Origin of the sequence: Bacteroides hominis (genome assembly GCF_033042785.2) — a bacterium.
Taxonomy (GTDB): domain Bacteria; phylum Bacteroidota; class Bacteroidia; order Bacteroidales; family Bacteroidaceae; genus Bacteroides; species Bacteroides hominis.
The window spans coordinates 4,286,967-4,304,000 of sequence record NZ_CP178829.1; the positions used below are offsets into that span (position 1 = coordinate 4,286,967).

18 protein-coding genes are annotated in these 17,034 nt (G+C 42.4%); 3 read left to right on the top strand and 15 right to left on the bottom strand.

Annotation, left to right across the window (positions count from 1 at the left end; all coding sequences use genetic code 11):
- Positions 1–9: 9 nt before the first annotated feature.
- Together R3O62_RS18135 and R3O62_RS18140 are read right to left on the bottom strand one after the other, a co-directional pair.
- Positions 10–267, bottom strand: coding sequence for an OadG family protein (locus tag R3O62_RS18135; protein ID WP_005820754.1), 258 nt, complete (start codon positions 265–267; stop codon positions 10–12).
- Between the two features lie 174 nt (positions 268–441).
- Positions 442–2,079 (bottom strand): bifunctional metallophosphatase/5'-nucleotidase, encoded by a 1,638-nt coding sequence (locus R3O62_RS18140; RefSeq protein ID WP_005820756.1) that lies wholly within the window; start codon positions 2,077–2,079, stop codon positions 442–444.
- Between the two features lie 413 nt (positions 2,080–2,492).
- On the opposite strand from R3O62_RS18140, the gene R3O62_RS18145 reads away from it, so the two are divergent.
- From R3O62_RS18145 to R3O62_RS18155, 3 genes are all read left to right on the top strand, one after another.
- A complete protein-coding gene (locus R3O62_RS18145) occupies positions 2,493–2,957 on the top strand; it encodes a DUF4494 domain-containing protein (RefSeq protein ID WP_005788684.1) in 465 nt (154 codons plus the stop codon).
- 136 nt (positions 2,958–3,093) lie between these two features.
- Positions 3,094–3,762, top strand: a complete 669-nt coding sequence (locus R3O62_RS18150) for a YggS family pyridoxal phosphate-dependent enzyme (protein WP_005806912.1) — start codon at positions 3,094–3,096, stop codon at positions 3,760–3,762.
- Between the two features lie 54 nt (positions 3,763–3,816).
- The gene (locus R3O62_RS18155) at positions 3,817–4,791 is read left to right on the top strand and encodes a dihydroorotate dehydrogenase-like protein (protein ID WP_005806914.1); all 975 of its coding nucleotides are present in this window, start codon (positions 3,817–3,819) and stop codon (positions 4,789–4,791) included.
- A gap of 112 nt (positions 4,792–4,903) precedes the next feature.
- Here the strand turns inward: R3O62_RS18155 and R3O62_RS18160 are convergent, their stop codons facing one another.
- From R3O62_RS18160 to R3O62_RS18220, 13 genes are all read right to left on the bottom strand, one after another.
- Positions 4,904–5,698: an N-acetylmuramidase family protein gene (locus R3O62_RS18160; protein WP_044301813.1), complete on the bottom strand. Its 795-nt coding sequence runs from the start codon at positions 5,696–5,698 to the stop codon at positions 4,904–4,906.
- Positions 5,699–5,719: 21 nt separating this feature from the next.
- Positions 5,720–6,058 carry a hypothetical protein gene (locus R3O62_RS18165; protein ID WP_005779958.1) on the bottom strand — a complete coding sequence of 113 codons (339 nt, stop codon included), beginning with the start codon at positions 6,056–6,058 and terminating at the stop codon, positions 5,720–5,722.
- 6 nt (positions 6,059–6,064) lie between these two features.
- Positions 6,065–6,571, bottom strand: a complete 507-nt coding sequence (locus tag R3O62_RS18170) for a hypothetical protein (protein ID WP_005806917.1) — start codon at positions 6,569–6,571, stop codon at positions 6,065–6,067.
- Positions 6,572–6,582: 11 nt separating this feature from the next.
- Positions 6,583–6,819, bottom strand: coding sequence for a hypothetical protein (locus R3O62_RS18175; RefSeq protein WP_005779961.1), 237 nt, complete (start codon positions 6,817–6,819; stop codon positions 6,583–6,585).
- Entirely contained in the window at positions 6,816–7,430 is a 615-nt protein-coding gene (locus R3O62_RS18180; RefSeq protein ID WP_005779963.1) for a DUF2589 domain-containing protein, read from the bottom strand. Before R3O62_RS18180 ends, R3O62_RS18175 begins: the two co-directional genes overlap by 4 nt.
- Before the next feature lie 24 nt (positions 7,431–7,454).
- Complete coding sequence (locus R3O62_RS18185; protein WP_005788697.1) at positions 7,455–8,267, bottom strand: hypothetical protein; 813 nt, start codon at positions 8,265–8,267, stop codon at positions 7,455–7,457.
- Positions 8,268–8,297: 30 nt separating this feature from the next.
- Positions 8,298–9,170: a DUF2589 domain-containing protein gene (locus tag R3O62_RS18190; RefSeq protein WP_122330417.1), complete on the bottom strand. Its 873-nt coding sequence runs from the start codon at positions 9,168–9,170 to the stop codon at positions 8,298–8,300.
- A 134-nt stretch (positions 9,171–9,304) separates the two neighbouring features.
- The gene (locus R3O62_RS18195; protein ID WP_317472591.1) at positions 9,305–9,706 is read right to left on the bottom strand and encodes a LytTR family DNA-binding domain-containing protein; all 402 of its coding nucleotides are present in this window, start codon (positions 9,704–9,706) and stop codon (positions 9,305–9,307) included.
- A 40-nt stretch (positions 9,707–9,746) separates the two neighbouring features.
- Positions 9,747–10,091: a DUF3876 domain-containing protein gene (locus tag R3O62_RS18200; protein WP_005779973.1), complete on the bottom strand. Its 345-nt coding sequence runs from the start codon at positions 10,089–10,091 to the stop codon at positions 9,747–9,749.
- Positions 10,092–10,321: 230 nt separating this feature from the next.
- Positions 10,322–11,215, bottom strand: a complete 894-nt coding sequence (locus R3O62_RS18205) for a hypothetical protein (RefSeq protein WP_317472590.1) — start codon at positions 11,213–11,215, stop codon at positions 10,322–10,324.
- Between the two features lie 6 nt (positions 11,216–11,221).
- On the bottom strand, positions 11,222–13,651 hold the full coding sequence (locus R3O62_RS18210; protein ID WP_317472589.1) for an amino acid adenylation domain-containing protein: 2,430 nt from the start codon (positions 13,649–13,651) through the stop codon (positions 11,222–11,224).
- A 14-nt stretch (positions 13,652–13,665) separates the two neighbouring features.
- Positions 13,666–16,038 (bottom strand): TonB-dependent receptor plug domain-containing protein, encoded by a 2,373-nt coding sequence (locus R3O62_RS18215; RefSeq protein ID WP_317472588.1) that lies wholly within the window; start codon positions 16,036–16,038, stop codon positions 13,666–13,668.
- Positions 16,035–16,871 (bottom strand): sensor histidine kinase, encoded by an 837-nt coding sequence (locus R3O62_RS18220; RefSeq protein ID WP_022011880.1) that lies wholly within the window; start codon positions 16,869–16,871, stop codon positions 16,035–16,037. The genes R3O62_RS18215 and R3O62_RS18220 overlap by 4 nt, the downstream gene beginning before the upstream one ends.
- Between the last annotated feature and the right edge of the window lie 163 nt (positions 16,872–17,034).

A 17,034-nucleotide genomic window follows, 5' to 3' on the forward strand; every position in this document is an offset into this window, starting at 1 on the left:
GATTAATTTTCAGATTTTCTCGATTTTAGTCACTTTCCCTTTTCCTTGTGTCACTACATTGACAGCCGCTGTAATGGCTGCAACAATATTACCGGGAATAGGAGCTGATACTTTAGCTCCCTGTTTCACAAGAGGTTGTTCCTCAGGGGCATATTTATTAACTAAAGAGATGAGTAATTTTCCTAAATAGATCACAAGAAGGAGAATAGCAAAGACAGTTGCCATTCCCACTACCATCAGCAGAAGCGCTGTTTCCAGATTTTCCATATAAATTAAATTATTAGTAAACAATGTCGATTTGCAAAAAATCGTTCGAATTTAGCAATAATTTATTAATAAGTGAAAGACAAAAAACTTAAAAAACACAAAAGCGATCAGATGGCTCAAAATGTGTAATTACATTTTAAACCGCCTGATCGCTTTCATCTTAGCTCTAATTTTTTACTTTTGCACTATGGGTATCGGTGCAGCCGCAGACGAAATAAACCCTTTCAAACTCTTCAAATAATCGATAAAAGCCGTGGTTGTTTCAAGTTTCTGATTATTAAAATCTCCTATTTCATAACCTGAAAATAATTTGCTGTCATAACCGTCACCACCGGAAGTAATGAAAGCATCCAACACAACAATACATTTATCGTCATCACGGATTATCTTATTGGTACGGCAGTCGGTTATCGTTTCAATATTTCCTTTAGAATTCAAATGTAATTTTAAGTAAGAAGTTTGCAGAAAACCATTTTTATTTCTGCGTCCATCGTCCAACAACTGCTTCAATCGTTCACCCGTAAATTCATAAGCCACCACATTGCCACCGAATGGAAGCACATTACCGGCACGCAACCTTGTGACCTTTCCGGCCGGAATACTGGCACGTAAGCCCCCGTAATGATTCACTCCAATCACTGGTAATTTTTTCAATTCATCCGCCACACATTCACTTTGCAAGAAACTCTGCACGTAGGCAGCAGTCACATAAGCTCCCACAGATGTATAGTCCCACTTATTGACGGTACGGTCATGGATCAAAGCATCCTTAGCATTAGTCAAACTATCCGACAATCCATATTCTTCCAGTACATTATTGACCAATGAATCAATATATGGATTCGAAACCTCACCGGTACGAATAGTATCGCCACCGATATAAGAAACCTTACAACTCCCTCCTTCTCTGACAACCTTGAAATCCAGTTTACCGACGTGTGTACCGTTGACTCCTGCCTGAATGATGGGAACATCGTTCACCTTACTAAGCACCACTTCATGGGAATGACCGGAAATGATAGCGTCCACTCCATTAAGATAAGGAAGTGACTTGGCATTCTCTTCTTCAATAATATCTTTATTTTTCATATTGGTACCAATGTGCATCAGAAGCACCACCAGATCCACCTTCCCCTCTTTCTTCAACCGGCAAGCCGTCTCGACACGGGCAACATATGTGGGATGTACAAAAGCCAATCCTTTGATATTTTCCGGACTCGTCTTATGGGCAGTTTCCGTTGTTGTCAATCCAACAAAAGCAACACGCACCATTCCTCCGTTTTTCATCTCCAGATTCACAATCCGGTAAGGTTTTGCCCACTCCAACGAATCCCCCCGTTCTGAAATGATATTGGCAGCTACAAAGTTCATATATACTTTGGCTGTATCCGTCAGATAAGGTAATCCCCAGTCAAATTCATGGTTACCTACCGCTGACATCTTGACATCCATCTCCCGAAACATTTCAGGCAACGGATTACCTCTTGTTATTCTTGAGAAATAACTCCCGCTGAAATTATCGCCGACCGAAAGCACTATTGTATTTTTATTTTGTTCTTTTTGAGTCAAGATAGTTTGTACTAATTTCCCTGCCCCGGGCACTCCCTTATCGCTGGCAAAGGCTCCATGGAAATCGTTAAACGATACCAAAGACAACGTATCCACCGATACGCATTCGTTTACCGATACTTCTGTTTGCGACTTATGTTCTTTTTTCTTCTTTGTTTTCAGAGGTGTCTGAGCCCATGTTCCTGCAAGAAGACAGAAAAGCAACCCTAATGAAGCAGCTCTTTGAAAGTATAATTTTTCCATAGCAATTTATTTTAAGTATTTTCTCACAAAGGTAAAAGAAATATATTCAAAAGCAATTCGTTTCCCGGAAAAGTAAAATTTAGTTTTCTTGTATTCCCATATATATATAAAGAAAACAAATCACACACAAACAACTAATTATCAAAACATTAAATACATATTCAAAAGAATTTCTTCTTGATCATCTTTTTGGTATCTCAAGTGCCAACTTACGAATTCATCAACTAAAAATCCCTCAATAAGCCCCTATTCCGGGCTGCGAGGTGATAAATTACAATAAACTGGCAATAAATTCTTATCTTTATCACAGCATAAAGAGAGATTTTGAACTATCTTTGTGGTAGAATAGATTAGCAAACAAGCAGATCTATATAGTAAATCATATATTAACTACTTAAAAATCAAAAGAGAATATGTCAATGCATACTTGGTTTGAGTGTAAGATCCGTTACGAGAAATTGATGGAAAACGGAATGAACAAGAAAGTTACTGAACCTTATCTCGTGGATGCACTCAGCTTTACAGAAGCAGAAGCACGCATTATTGAGGAGATGACTCCGTTCATTACAGGAGAATTTACCGTATCGGATATCAAACGAGCCAACTATAGTGAACTTTTCCCCAGCGAAGAAGAAGCTGCTGACCGCTGGTTTAAGTGTAAACTGATTTTTATCACACTGGACGAAAAAAGCGGTGCCGAAAAGAAAACATCGACTCAAGTTTTGGTACAGGCCGCCGATCTGCGCGATGCTGTAAAGAAGCTGGATGAAGGCATGAAAGGTACAATGGCTGATTATCAGATCGGTTCTGTTGCTGAAACAGCAATTATGGATGTATATCCGTATAGTTCTGAGCCTAATGATAAACCGGAAGTATAATTTTGGAATAGAAATAAATATAACTCACCACAGATTACACGGATTCTCACAGATTAATAATTTATTTTACTGGGAGTTAAATTAAAATATCTGTGTTAATCTGTGTAATCTGTGGTGAACTCAAAACTGGTAAAAAATGAATGTTACTGATAACTTAAAGCAGGTCCTGGCCGAATTGCCATCCGGCGTTCGACTGGTTGCGGTTTCGAAATTCCACCCGAACGAAGCTATTGAAGAAGCTTATCGTGCAGGACAAAGAATTTTCGGAGAAAGCAAAGTGCAGGAGATGACAGGCAAGTATGAAAGCCTGCCCAAGGACATTGAGTGGCATTTTATCGGGCACTTGCAGACAAACAAAATCAAATATATGGCTCCGTATGTGTCCATGATTCATGGAATCGACTCGTACAAGTTGTTAGCGGAAGTAAATAAACAAGCTATCAAAGCAGGAAGAGTCATTCGCTGTTTGCTGCAAATACATATTGCCCAGGAAGAAACCAAATTTGGTTTCAGTTTTGACGAATGCAAGGAGATGTTGAATGCCGACGAATGGAAAGCACTGGCAAACATACAGATATGCGGACTGATGGGAATGGCTACCAACACAGATTCGAAAGAACAAATCGAACGGGAATTCCGTTCTTTAAATTGTTTCTTCCACGAAGTGAAAAAACAATATTTTGCTGACGAACCGACTTTTTGCGAACTCTCAATGGGTATGTCCCACGATTATCGCCTCGCCATTGCAGAAGGCAGCACGCTGGTAAGAGTAGGAAGTAAAATTTTCGGGGAAAGAGTTTATTAATAATTGAAACAATGAAGCAGAAAATTCATTGAAAAACCATTAACAATAATTACCATGGCCGACTTAAAAACAACCTTTGCGGGATTGACTTTAAAAAATCCTGTTATCATCAGTAGTTCGGGACTCACTAACAGCGCTGCTAAAAACGCTAAGCTGGAAGCAGCCGGTGCAGGAGCTATTGTCCTGAAATCACTGTTCGAAGAGCAAATTATGCTGGAAGCTGACCGCTTGAGAAACCCGTCTTATTATCCGGAAGGAAGTGACTATCTGGCTGAATATATCCGCAATCACAAACTGGCTGAATATCTGGAACTGATTAAAGAAAGCAAAAAGGCCTGCACCATTCCCGTCATTGCAAGTATAAACTGCTATACTGACTCAGAATGGATAGACTTTGCCAAGCAAATAGAAGAAGCCGGTGCAGATGCGCTGGAAATCAACATTCTTGCTTTGCAATCGGACGTCCAATATAAATATGGTTCATTTGAACAGCGTCACATCGATATCTTAAGCCATATAAAGAAAACGATTCGTATTCCGGTTATTATGAAGTTGGGCAGTAACTTTACGAATCCGGTAGCCCTGATCGATCAACTATATGCCAACGGTGCAGCGGCAGTTGTTCTTTTCAACCGTTTCTACCAACCGGATATTGATGTAGAGAAGATGGAGCATACTTCAGGAGACGTGTTCAGCAACGCGTCCGACCTTTCGGCAACCCTGCGTTGGATAGGTATTTCTTCATCATTGGTTACTAAAATAGATTATGCCGCTTCGGGAGGTATTCATAAACCGGACGCAATCGTAAAAGCCATTTTAGCCGGAGCATCTGCCATAGAGGTATGCAGTGCCATTTATCAGAACACCAACTTGTTTATAGGAGAAATGAACCGTTTTCTGGGTGCATGGATGGAAAGAAAAGGCTTCAAACACATCTCGCAATTCAAAGGTAAATTGAACGCCAAAGATGTAGAAGGCATCAATATGTTTGAACGTACCCAATTCCTGAAATATTTTTCTGAGAAATAAAGATAATAACGATGAACGGTGAACAAGCTTCACAGCTTGCTCACCGCTCTTTTTAATCCATAGTTCTTTTTAAATTCAAATTTCATTGAGACGCTTCAGGTCTGTAATTGGCCTACAAAAATTTCTGGTAAGCTTTTGCTAATTTTTCATCATAACGATTCTCCTTATAAGCAGGACCATTGTAACGTCTGGCAAACTCTGCCCAGTCTTTGGCTTGCAAAGCGGGAAGCATTCCGGATTGTTTGATAAATCGGGCAGACAATATTAACTGGCTGCATTCACTCGCACACATAGCTTTTACAAAACTGTCGACACTCTTCTCTCCGCAGGCCGCATAGTTAAAACCCATAATCTGGAACATCCCCCAACTGGCAGAAGCATCCGCTGCTTCATGATTGATTTTGCGGGCTTGTTCCAAACGATCGTATTCACCCATACCGCCTTTATAATGTCCTTTCTCCCATTTGGGATAGAGAATGTTTTCATTCCCTTTCACATGCGATTCAGGATTGATATTCCGCTTTTTCAACTGATTCCAGAAAATATGACCTTCGAAAAGGATAGCGGGCTTACCGGGAGAAAAGAATCCTCCTTTTCCGCCTGTCTCCACTTGCTGTACGGCTTTTAAAGCAGCCACTTCCACATCGAGCAATCGGGCAACAAGAACGAAATCTTCTTCTGTCAAACGTTCAGTAGTGGGACGTCCTGTAAAAAACAGGGATTCCCAGGTACGGTATCCCACGATCCCATCAGCATCCAGTTGGCTTTTCCGTTGAAAATCAACAACCGATTCTTTCATTTCTTGTGTGAAAATCCGGCTTTCATTCACTGAATAGCCATTGCGTTTCAGCCCCTGACACAACAAGAGAGCTTCTTCGCCTTCATAATCCAATTTAATCGTTTTCATATTCCAATTAGTTTTTATTTATCATCTCATCTGTCCTGCCTTTTCCAGCTCGTAAAGCGACTTATAGGCACGATATATAAACTGGAAGAATTCATAACCGGTAAAATAACCGTCTGTACCAATACCGCTATTTCCTGATGAAGTACCACTAAAGAATTTTCCGTCCGGCAGAATGTCCGTCTGGACAAGTTTGGGATAATAAACTTCTTTCCATAATTTCATGTCTTCACCTGAGAATGAAGCACATCCCTTTTCTGCCGGAAATCTGTTCACGTACTTTTCCAGCATTGCCGCACACTCCATCAGGAGTTTTTTTTGTTCATTGGCGTTTGCGCCCATTTTATTTAATATAGGATTCATACTCTTTTATTTTTTAATGTTTAATTCAAATCTTATTTCACTAATCCTGGGTTTAAGACCCATATAGTCAATCTTTAAGACCGCAACTGTATTTTCCTTGTTACGACAAGTCACCTTGTTAGTAAAATACAAATTCCCGCTTTCGTCCGGAAAAACAGCAGTGCAATGCAAGTGCTCTCCTGTCTGGCGATAAGTCAGCAAACGCTGATCGCACATACGTAAGAAAAACAAAAAGGCATTTACAAAACTATCGACATGGATAATCCGTATTTCGGGATGATAACTACTGAGAGGCTTACCGACCAGTTTGTTATCTTTCAACAGAAAACAACGTGCCTGTTCCGCACATTTGTCTGCCGACATCGTAACGGAAGGTTCATTTATCGTTATTTCAGCTGCATTATCCACTTCCGGCTGAGGAACGGCTTCCGAAACTACAACAGTTTCCGTATTTTCCTTTCGGAACGGATGGCGGATCTTCTCCCCCACCCGTTTGAAAAAAGTTAATTTCATAGTCCGTACACTTAGCCGTTGAATTTGCTCTTTCTCTCCAGATTCTCTTGTGCATTCTGCACTTTCCGTAATGCGTCAAAAGCCGGTTTTGATTTCATACGGTCTATGTTCAGACGCAAGTGACAGGATGGACATTGCAAGGCATTGGATGTCAACAACTCAAAAATCGATGTTTCAATAAACGTTCCGCATTGCGGACACTTCATCCCGGCTTTCTGTTCACGGGCATGTTCTGCTACATTATTCATTTCTTTCCTCCTTCCGTTATTTCTTCAGTTTCAGTCTCTTCTACTTGCATGTTGCTTGCCGTCAGATGTAGTAAGTTGGACAATCCGGCAGGCACATCCGCCTGACGCATCTTCACCTTTACTTTCATATTCGCCGACAAACTCTGCTGCACATTTGAGGTGCTGCTGCCCTCTCCCTGTTTGGGAGCCAGCGAAGCCCGGAGTTTGAATCCTCCCCCGCTTTGCGGCTCACTCACGCTTTTGCCTTCTTCCAGCGAGAATTTCTCTTCTGCTGTCTCCGATAAAGCATCCAGGATTTTAATATCAAAATCGAAATCCGCCTCCTGCACTTGTAACAGTGGCAAAGGTACCAGCGTAAGTATCGGGATACTCACACTTTGTTTTCTTCCTCCACCGGCATCCTGACTCTGATAGTTGAACGTAAGCATACGTATCTTACCGGTCCGTCCTGTTGCAGGATCATAAGATTCAAATGCTATTTTCATCAAATAATCCAGATACCTTTGCGAAGATAATGAATCTGCTTCAATTGTTGCGATCAAAGGACCGGCAATTAATTGCTGAAGTTCCATTACCTGACTACTAACGCTCCTAACTTTCTTTTTATCCATATTGTACCAATTGATTAGGATTGATTATCGCATCACAAAATCTTCCAGTAACGAATCATCGTCCGTTTGACTGACTGAATAATTGCGAGGACTGAACTTGATCTTAAAACTGTGTATCGCTTCTTCAGGCATATTCATCAGTTCATCAGCCGTGATGGCCACATCCAGCTGTGGAAATGAATGAAGACTTTTGAAGTTAGCGTCTACCGAGAGCTTTTTCACAATAGCTTCCATCGCTTTTATAATGTTCTTTTCAGCGGTATCACGAAGTTTTTCTCCATCTTCTCCGGCAAAAAGATCATCGAGGTCCGTATCATAAAGAAACTTTTTACGCACGACATCCGTCAGCCTGCTGATCACAACATCGTTGTTCACAGAACCATTACTGCTGTCTACGGCATCATAAAGGTTATTCCGGAAAGAGTTTCTCATATTACGGCTCAGAAAAGTGCAGAATTCCTGATGAAGTTTGTTTTCTTTTTTAAGCCGTTCAAAGAAGTGTTTCTCTCCTTCATTTCTCTCTATATCCGAGGTCATCACTGTAGTGACGGCACTGCTGATAGCTACCCTCGCAACCTGTTCGCACAGTTCCTTGAGGAATTGACGGAACTTATCATATTTGATATTAAACTGTTGCTGACTTTCCGATGCACTTTTCACACCATATTTTAAATCCAGTTCCATATCGCTGACCATGACATTAGGCAGTTGAAAATCTTTCGCCTTTCCGTCTTTCCCGTAAGAGTCGCCAAGCGACAATGAATAAAGGTTGGCCTCGTGCTGTGCCGAAACAATATCACGCAATATAGAGCCGATTACTGAACTTAACTGAGCCATATTATGAGTTCTTAAGTTTTTAAATTAATGTTAAGCCTGTGTCCCTTCCTGAGGAGCTGCCGTATCTTTCTTTACTTCGATAATAACTTCCTTCTTGCTTCCCTCTGCTTTGACAGTGTATTTACCTTCCGGCAAATCGATAATTTTACTGTCACCACTTACCTTAAAGTCAGCAGCGTTGGCACCGGTTCCGGAAATAGTCAGTTTTTCAGGAGCCAACAGACCGTTAGGATCCTTATAGGTAGCAATCAGCTGCACTTTCTCTTTGCCATCTTCAATCAGCAGCAAGTTGCTGTTCACTTCCAAAGTACCGGTTGGATCGGAAACATCCAATGAATTACCCAGCAATTCCAGGATTTTAGAAAGACCTGCAGGCATACTGTCCTGTCCGGCTTTTACAGCCACGTCCATGGTATACTCTACACTGTACTTAGAATCGGAAGTCGCTTTAGAGTCCTTTTTCGATGAATAGCTTGCATTCATATTGGCATTCATCTTGAAGCATCCCAATCCCAAACTGGCCGAAGCCTTCAGGGCCGCATCTTTGGATACTGACTCGTTTGTTTCTGCTGCCGATGAAGAAGAAGCACTGATATTAGCCTTAAAATTGATGTCCACTTCACGGATTGCAATATAAGGAATAGGAACGATAGTCAGCAACGGAATATTCAACTGAACCAGGCGTCCGCCCTGAATGAATGAGAACGAAACGTTAACCGCTGTTTTCTCACCGGTTTCCGGATTCACGTTAATACCCACGTTCTGAATAAACTCCCAAGTGGTTTTAGCGGCTAAAGCCTGCGCTTCCACACATGCCTTCAACGGGCCACCAATAATAGAACCAAACGGAATCGACTGCAACGCACTGGTTGCAACTTGCGACGGTGTTTTGTCAACTGCCATAATAATTGTTTTTTAAATTTGTTACTTAATTGTTTTTTCTCTTTTGTAAGCTTACGATGCAAAGGTAGTGCACGTTCTTTGCGTAGTAAATTTTTAATTTTAGACGGAGCCGGATTTCTTCCCACTCCCTTTCGTCACTTTCCCAATGCCCGTTTTGAATAAATCTTATGGAAACAGGCTTGAAAGTCCTTTTTGTGAGATTCACTCACCGGCAACATCTTTTTCCCGATGTGTACGTAGTTACCGGCAAACCCGGTCACTTTAAAAAGATTGATAGCATACGACCGGTGGATCCTTTTAAATTTGCTACAAGGCAGATCATTGTTGAAAACACGATCCAAAGGATAGCTCATTGTTATCTCGGCACCATCCTCCATATAGATTACACAATAACTTCCGGATGCTTCCACCCATAAGATTTCATCCAGAAGCACCCTTCTGTACTCATCACTGAAGTACACAAAAATAGCATTATCAACCAATGAGTTTTCCGACTCACCACAATAACAATACGGTTTGATCAAGTTCTCTTTCATAATTATTTTATTGTTAGTTAACTGAAGTACGTCCATGCGATTATTTAGCATAATCTCCTCCGGGAGAAAAGTACAAAGTATGTTTCAGGCTGTCATAATAAAACAGAATACAACCCTCTGCCCGGATATACCCTTTTGTGGGTGAACTAAGATGAAGAGGATAGCGGACCGGACAGACTCGTCCGTCATTAATACGATGATGAACAATAGCAAAATATCCTATGCTGTCTGTCCCTAATGTTATGTCCGGACGGTCTGTGGATGATTTCCATCTTCCATACATACCGTCCGGCATTTCTACCGGACTATGTCGGCAGCTTAAAAACACAGGCATGATAAAGACAAAATACAAAAACAGCCTGTATAGACCTCTATTTTTGCTCATAACTTAACTTATTAAATTTCATTTAGTGCAAAAATAGGATTTTATTAACTTATAGAAATTTTACGTTCCGTATAGTGTGCTTTTTTTTCCGAATACCAGATTATTTTTTCCGAAAGTATTCTCTTATAAAAGACATATAAAGTTTAAAACACTCTTTTATCAATAGAAAAACAAATATAAATTCACTTTTAATACTGAAATAAAAAAATACCATTTTATATTAATATCTGTCAATGTGTTTCTCCCATAGGTTTATACAGGATGGCATTGATGAGCTGTTCTTCATAAATAATTAATTGATGGGTAACCTCTGCAAGATCAGACTTCATGTGATATAGATAAGTACGCCCGGTTAATCTTTCTTCCATAATCCGTTCCAACTCCTTACCTATATTATCAGAAGGATCGATCTCCATAACACGTGGTATGACGGCTCCGGAAACAGCAGATTCTCCTTCCTGCCCCTGCAAATAATCGTATTGGGACAGCGTATAGTCCATCAACTGTTCATAGTTCAGTTTTTTCCGGGAAGCCATCGTCTCCGCCAAAGGAATATAGTAAAGAATATCTTTGATAAAAGAACTGTATTCAGTCTGTATCCGACGCACCAATTGCATATATTTTTGCTCTTCCGGCGAAAGGCGGGAGGAGGTGAAAGAAAAGGATGCAGCAACCATCTGATATTCGAGGTTTTTATTGATCTCGCTCAAGACCTCTTTGGCATATGCATAATTCTTCATGGATATGGATGAAACGATGGTATTCAACACATATAGATCAATGGATTTCAGATTCTCTGCCAATTCTTGTTTAAAACCGGTAAACCAATCTTGTTGCTGAGTATAGATGATGGTATCCAACTGCAAAAGTTTCAGGTCATGGTGGAGTACACCGGTTTGACGAAGTGTCTTGTTTAAAATCAAGATTGAAATGACTCCGCCAATGATTCCTCCGATGTAACTACCTCCGAAACCAATCCAGGTGGGCACATCGTCCGCACCCGGCATCAGGGTCAACGGATTCAGTCTGATCAATGCCCAGTTGATCGGAAAAGGAAGTACAAGAGTCAGCCCAAGCAAAATAAGAAGATCCTTCTTACCCAAAGTGAAATTGTCTGTCTGCATAGATACTTACTTAAAAAAAACAGTGATCAGTTGTTCCAGTGATTCGCCTTCCAGAAAGTGCCAATGATCTGTCGGTAATCGTAGGACAGAAGCATTCGGATAATATTTGTTCCACAATCTTTCGCAATTGTCATATTCAGTCCGGAATATACGGTAGTTTTCCTCTGTCCATGCCTCTTCGGGAGACAATCCGGCCTGTTGATGGAATAATCCGGATAACAACACAATCACCTCTCCCTGATAAATCAGGTTGGGAGTCGTACTGAAATAAATATCAATGATTTCGTTCCGTTCACGTATCATCTCGTCAGTATCTCCGGGGAATATCAGTAAAGGATAATTCCGGCACAAAGCGGGATTCTGCCAGGCCTGTCCGTCGAGTGCGAAAACCTTCGGTGTTATCCCCATAGAACGGCGTAACAACTCGGCCAGGCCGATTGCCAGTTCGGCACCCATGCAGAAACCGGTAAGCGCGTAAACAGTACGTTCCCGGATCATTGGTTGTACCGCCCGGGCATAATATTCCAGCAATCCCGTAACATCCGCGGCCACTTTCCAGAAGTGATCGTAAACAGCATCTATCACAAGAATATCATATTTTTCGTATAAGCGGTCGGCAAAGTGAAAATACCAATGATTGAAATAAGCAGACCCGCAAACCAGAATGATAACCGGCTTTTTGAGATTTTGCTGCTTATACCAATAAACGGGTTCTTGCCTGGGAACCACCAACAGCCGGCGCAGAGTATCGGTAGCATAAACGGCAGATACACTAATCGGGCATCCTCTTTTATTTGCCTCGGTAACCAGCCTCAGTATATCCAACGAAGTCATTCCGAGGTCATCAATCAAACCGGCCTCAACACTGACCTGGGGTAAATTCAGCATTTCCTTCAAAATATCACATAAAATGATTTCTCCCGGATGCACCGGAGGGACATACTCCAACTCCACCGGAGCAAAAGGCGGGAGTGAACGAGTGTCGATCTTATCATTCATTGTACGCTGAAAACGATCTACCACCTGCCATAAATTAGGTATCATGTAATAAGGAAGTTCCGACCGTAAACGTTCTTTTACATCTTCCAGATGAAAACAGCCGGGCACTGATGGTTGCAAGTAAGCACCCAATAATTGCCGTCCATTCTGCTCTACCACCACTACGTGAGCTTTCTCAACCTCCGGGTCCTTATTCAGGCATTCCGTTATCTCCCTCAGTTCAATACGGAATCCCCGCATCTTGACTTGTGTGTCCTTTCGTCCGATAAAACGTATAGAACCGTCAGGCTGTTGCCGAACCAAATCGCCCGTCCTGTACAACCGTTCCCCATGATAGAAGAGAAATGATTTTTCATTCAACTCTTTATTCCCGATATATCCGGATGAAACCTGTGGACCACTCAAATAAAGCTCTCCTGTTGCTCCACCAACCACCTGTTGAAGATCTTCGGACAAGATATGGCAGGTGGTTCCTTCCAGCGGATAACCGATATTGTCGTACGAAGTCTCATCATTTACAATCCGTATGGTGCTGAGTACCGTATTCTCTGTCGGACCATAGACATTCATCAACCGGTATGGCTGTTGTTTCAGCCTATTAAACAACTTTTCACTGATAGCCTCAGCACCAAACAGCAAAGTCTTCATGAACGGAAAGTCAAGATTGGCAAACATGCCCAATAATGAAGGAGCGAAAAAGGCCACATTCACTTGCTCACGCCTGATCAGTCCGTCCAGCAAAGAAATGTCCCTGCGTTCCGCCTCCCCCGCCAAAACCAAAGTCCCCCCAATCGGCACACACATCATTAATTCTAATATGGAGGCATCAAAACTGATACTGGCAAAGGCAAGATACCTGTCCGAGGGGTTGGCTAAATGATAAAGTTCCGTATTCATCAGGTTCTTTGTAAATGTCCCCAGATTGGAATAACTGATCTGTACCCCCTTGGGATTTCCTGTCGTCCCGGAAGTATATATGATGTAGGCGCAATCATCGGGGAAGACCTCGGCATATCCGTCAATGGAGGAGCCGGAGAGTGCTGACAAGTCCAGATGAAGCTGGCAGGCTTCCGGAATTCCACTGACTCCATCCGGTGAATCGGTCAATAACAAAACCATACCTGCATTTTCGGCCATGTATCGTTTACGGTTATCCGGCAAAGCAGGATCTATGGGCAGATAAGTCGCCCCCAATCGAAAGATGGCCATAATAGCAGGAACCAGCGTTTTATTCCGTCCCATACAAACTCCGATACAGACATTACGGAAGCCGGATGCATGAGTCACCGGAAAATGTTGACGGACAATTTGTGCTATTTTCCCGGAATAACGTTCCAGTTCCTGATAAGAGACAGTACCGTCTTTCGCAATGACGGCCGTTTGGTCACCCCAAGTAGAGAATGACTGAAAAAAAGTTTCTTGAATATTTGTTTTCATTATTGTTTTTTGATTTAGAAATTATACAATATACTACCGGAAATCCACCGTCCTTTCTGCCGGATGGGGATATTTGCTCCTCCGCATTCATATCGGTTATTAAAGAGATTTTCAACTCCCAGACTGCCTTCTATCTGTTTGTACCTGCATCTGGTAGTGAAAGAGAAAACAGTATAGCCCGGCAGGCGGACAGTATAATTGGTGGCATCTCCGTTGAGTCCGTTTTCCAATACGCTGACCTGTGTATAGCAACGGCTATTACAATTCATTTTTACATGGGCAGACCAGTTCCATATTTTCTTCTTTACCAGGAAATAGCCGGCTACAAGGTTCACGGAAAAATCCGGCACATTGTTAACCGACCCGTCGGTAACAAAGAAATTGGTATAACCCAATACTCTCTGATAGCACAAGTTTGCATCCAGATTTAATCGGTTTGCCCGGTAACGCATGGTTACCTCGATACCTCCCATATCCAGCAGACCGGCATTTTCGTAAATACGGGTTTCCGGTTGGGTAAACAGAAAATGGGAAGCCCGGTTGTAGAAAAGGTTGCATTCAACATCTATATGAAAGGGGCGATAATGATAGGCACAAGTCAACTGGTACGAACTCAGATATTCAGCCTGCAGATTCTCGCCACCGGAGTAAGTATCCATATCGTTGTTTCTGTAATAATAGGGTGCATCGACAAACGACCTGGAATAACTGGCTTTCAGATTCAGTCCGTCCCGAAGATAAATAAGCGATACACGGGGAGAAAAGGCCTGCATTATCCGGTTATTTCTCCGTTTCTTATAGTCGTATCTGATTCCGGCATTTACAATCCAGTTTTTATGCAGATTATGTTTGAATTGAAGAAATACGTTTGCGTTCATTTCGTGACCAGTGTAAAGCCGCTTGTCGGTCCATGTCCTGACTATTTCTCTGAAATTCATACCTTCCAGGTATTCAGAATCATAAAGTGCATACCGATTCCACTCCACGCCGCCAAGCATATTACCTTTTCCGTATCTTCCCCAATCGTAAGTATAGCTCACACGAGTGTTAAAGCCAACATTGAAGTCCATCCAGCGGATGTATTGAAAAACTCCACGATCCGGAAAAATGAGTTTGGTGCTGTCATTGGGATTGAGGTAAATAGGGTAATCCTGCAATGTATCTCCTGCGGTTTCATAACGTACATTTTTGTTCCAGTCGGTGTAGAACGTCGTACTGAAGCTCACATTTTGCCACGTACGACTGTAAACCGCCTGCTCTTTGGCCGACCATCTGGAATATCCCGGACCGGCACCATCAAAAGTGCGGAACTTGTTATAAGAGTAGGGTGAAGCAAAAAGCCACATGCTATAAGGCTGCCTTTTTTTAGCATAGTTCATACTAAAACTGAAAAGTAAGTTTCCCCGTTGCAGTTTAATGCCGCCATCCAGAGCGGGCAGTTCGGAATAACCGTCCAGATAAATAAATCCGTCTCTCGGATAAAGGGCATATTGTTTGCCGGCAGGGACAAAAACCGGCTCTCCCGTTGCACGATACAAGGAAAACCATGCCATAAAATCCATGTTCATGTCGTGTTTGCCCAATAACAAGTCAGCAGCCAGCTGCCCCCGGTCTCCGGCACCGACGGATACGGCACCATTACGAATGTCCACCCCGTCCTTAGTGACAATGTTAATCACGGCTGTCAGCGCCACGCTACCGTAAAGCGAAGAAGCCGGTCCGCGAAGCACTTCTATCTGTTTGACTTTAGCCAGGCTAATACCATAATCCGGCGAAACAGCATTCGTGATGTAACTGTTCAGGCGCTGCCCATCCTGCATAACCAGTATGTTTTCCTGTCCGGACGAATAGACTCCCCTCATAGCCAGATTCATCTCTTCATTGGAAGACAAACCGGATATGCCGGGAACATAAGCAATCAATACGTCACGCAGGCATCGGGCATGAATAGCCCGAATCATCTCCTCTGTAATCAGAGTGACAGGTACAGGAGCTTCTTCCGGAGTCTCCACCTGTTGCGAAGCCGTGACCAAGGTTACTTTAGTCTCCCTGTGCTTCCTGACCATGTCCGCAAAACGTTCCGGATCCTGTAACGAGATATAATAATAGGGTTCGTCCTTCAACAACAATGAGACATATTGTTCCGCTTCTGCAAAACGGTCCAAAGCCAGAAGACATAAAGCAGTCAGGCGGCATGCCTCGGTGCGCATCGTCCCCCGAAAAGACGGCAGATTCTCCTCCAATATACGGCAGGCTTGATCAATATCTCCAGTTTTATAAAGCGCTTCTGCCCTTACAAATGAATTTCGGACACTGTCTGCCGATTGTGCTGTCAGTTGCACGGCAAAAAAACAGGAGAAGATATATAACAACAGGTAGCGTTTCATGTGACCGGGATGATAAAACGAAAACAAGTATATTCATGTTGAACCGAATCAAACAGCACCTTTCCGTGATGTTTGTTTTCTATAATATCGCGGACGATCGACATTCCGAGCCCTGTCCCCTGCCCGACCGGTTTAGTCGTAAAAAAAGAGTCGAACAATCTTTGCTTGACTTCCGGACTCATACCTTCTCCATTATCACGGATGGTAAGCACGATTCTTTTATCCAGCTTTTCCAGACTCACCGTTATCTCAGGAGAATATCCTTCGGGAGTATCCTGCCATTTTCTCCATACCGCATAGCAGGCGTTGTTCATCACATTCAGCACTGCCCTGCTGAAATCCTGCGGAATCAGCCGGACCGGAGGAATGTCTTTGGCATAGTCTTCATGAATGGCAATATTAAAATTCTTGTAGTTGGCACGCATCGCATGATAAGCCAGCCACACATATTCTTTTGTCAACTTCTGTATCTGTGAAGGCATAAACTCATCATCCTTACCCCTGGAATAGAGTAGAATGCCACGGATAATACTAATAGCCCGGTCACCATGTTCTCTGATCTTGTCCATGTTCTCACGTAATCCGGAAAGTATATCTTTAATATCTTCCAGCGATTCTTCCGGAATACGGTTCCCGGTTTCATCAACAATGGTATCCAGATCGGACAACAACTGCCCGGACAATTTACTGAAATTAATGACAAAGTTCAGTGGGTTCTGTATTTCGTGGGCTATACCGGCACTCAACAATCCCAATGACCCCAACTTTTCCTGTTCTCTGAGCCGTGCTTCCAGCTCTTCAATTCGTTTTTCTTGTGAAATGTTTCTTTCCATAATCAATCTTTTTAAGTACTATATCATTATTAGCTTATATAATCTGACGGGATACTACGCTGTTAATCAAAACAGTGCATTTACCGACTTATTACACCGGCAGGTAAATGCTTTTATGCCGGCATGTAAATGCTTTTACGTCGGCAGGTAAATGCCTTTACGC

Excerpts from the sequence above, each read along its gene's own strand:
- R3O62_RS18135 (WP_005820754.1), bottom strand. The coding sequence starts at position 267 with ATGGAAAATCTGGAAACAGCGCTTCTGCTGATGGTAGTGGGAATGGCA.
- R3O62_RS18140 (WP_005820756.1), bottom strand. The coding sequence starts at position 2,079 with ATGGAAAAATTATACTTTCAAAGAGCTGCTTCATTAGGGTTGCTTTTC.
- R3O62_RS18145 (WP_005788684.1), top strand. The coding sequence starts at position 2,493 with ATGTCAATGCATACTTGGTTTGAGTGTAAGATCCGTTACGAGAAATTG.
- R3O62_RS18150 (WP_005806912.1), top strand. The coding sequence starts at position 3,094 with ATGAATGTTACTGATAACTTAAAGCAGGTCCTGGCCGAATTGCCATCC.
- R3O62_RS18155 (WP_005806914.1), top strand. The coding sequence starts at position 3,817 with ATGGCCGACTTAAAAACAACCTTTGCGGGATTGACTTTAAAAAATCCT.
- R3O62_RS18160 (WP_044301813.1), bottom strand. The coding sequence starts at position 5,698 with ATGAAAACGATTAAATTGGATTATGAAGGCGAAGAAGCTCTCTTGTTG.
- R3O62_RS18165 (WP_005779958.1), bottom strand. The coding sequence starts at position 6,058 with ATGAATCCTATATTAAATAAAATGGGCGCAAACGCCAATGAACAAAAA.
- R3O62_RS18170 (WP_005806917.1), bottom strand. The coding sequence starts at position 6,571 with ATGAAATTAACTTTTTTCAAACGGGTGGGGGAGAAGATCCGCCATCCG.
- R3O62_RS18175 (WP_005779961.1), bottom strand. The coding sequence starts at position 6,819 with ATGAATAATGTAGCAGAACATGCCCGTGAACAGAAAGCCGGGATGAAG.
- R3O62_RS18180 (WP_005779963.1), bottom strand. The coding sequence starts at position 7,430 with ATGGATAAAAAGAAAGTTAGGAGCGTTAGTAGTCAGGTAATGGAACTT.
- R3O62_RS18185 (WP_005788697.1), bottom strand. The coding sequence starts at position 8,267 with ATGGCTCAGTTAAGTTCAGTAATCGGCTCTATATTGCGTGATATTGTT.
- R3O62_RS18190 (WP_122330417.1), bottom strand. The coding sequence starts at position 9,170 with ATGGCAGTTGACAAAACACCGTCGCAAGTTGCAACCAGTGCGTTGCAG.
- R3O62_RS18195 (WP_317472591.1), bottom strand. The coding sequence starts at position 9,706 with ATGAAAGAGAACTTGATCAAACCGTATTGTTATTGTGGTGAGTCGGAA.
- R3O62_RS18200 (WP_005779973.1), bottom strand. The coding sequence starts at position 10,091 with ATGAGCAAAAATAGAGGTCTATACAGGCTGTTTTTGTATTTTGTCTTT.
- R3O62_RS18205 (WP_317472590.1), bottom strand. The coding sequence starts at position 11,215 with ATGCAGACAGACAATTTCACTTTGGGTAAGAAGGATCTTCTTATTTTG.
- R3O62_RS18210 (WP_317472589.1), bottom strand. The coding sequence starts at position 13,651 with ATGAAAACAAATATTCAAGAAACTTTTTTTCAGTCATTCTCTACTTGG.
- R3O62_RS18215 (WP_317472588.1), bottom strand. The coding sequence starts at position 16,038 with ATGAAACGCTACCTGTTGTTATATATCTTCTCCTGTTTTTTTGCCGTG.
- R3O62_RS18220 (WP_022011880.1), bottom strand. The coding sequence starts at position 16,871 with ATGGAAAGAAACATTTCACAAGAAAAACGAATTGAAGAGCTGGAAGCA.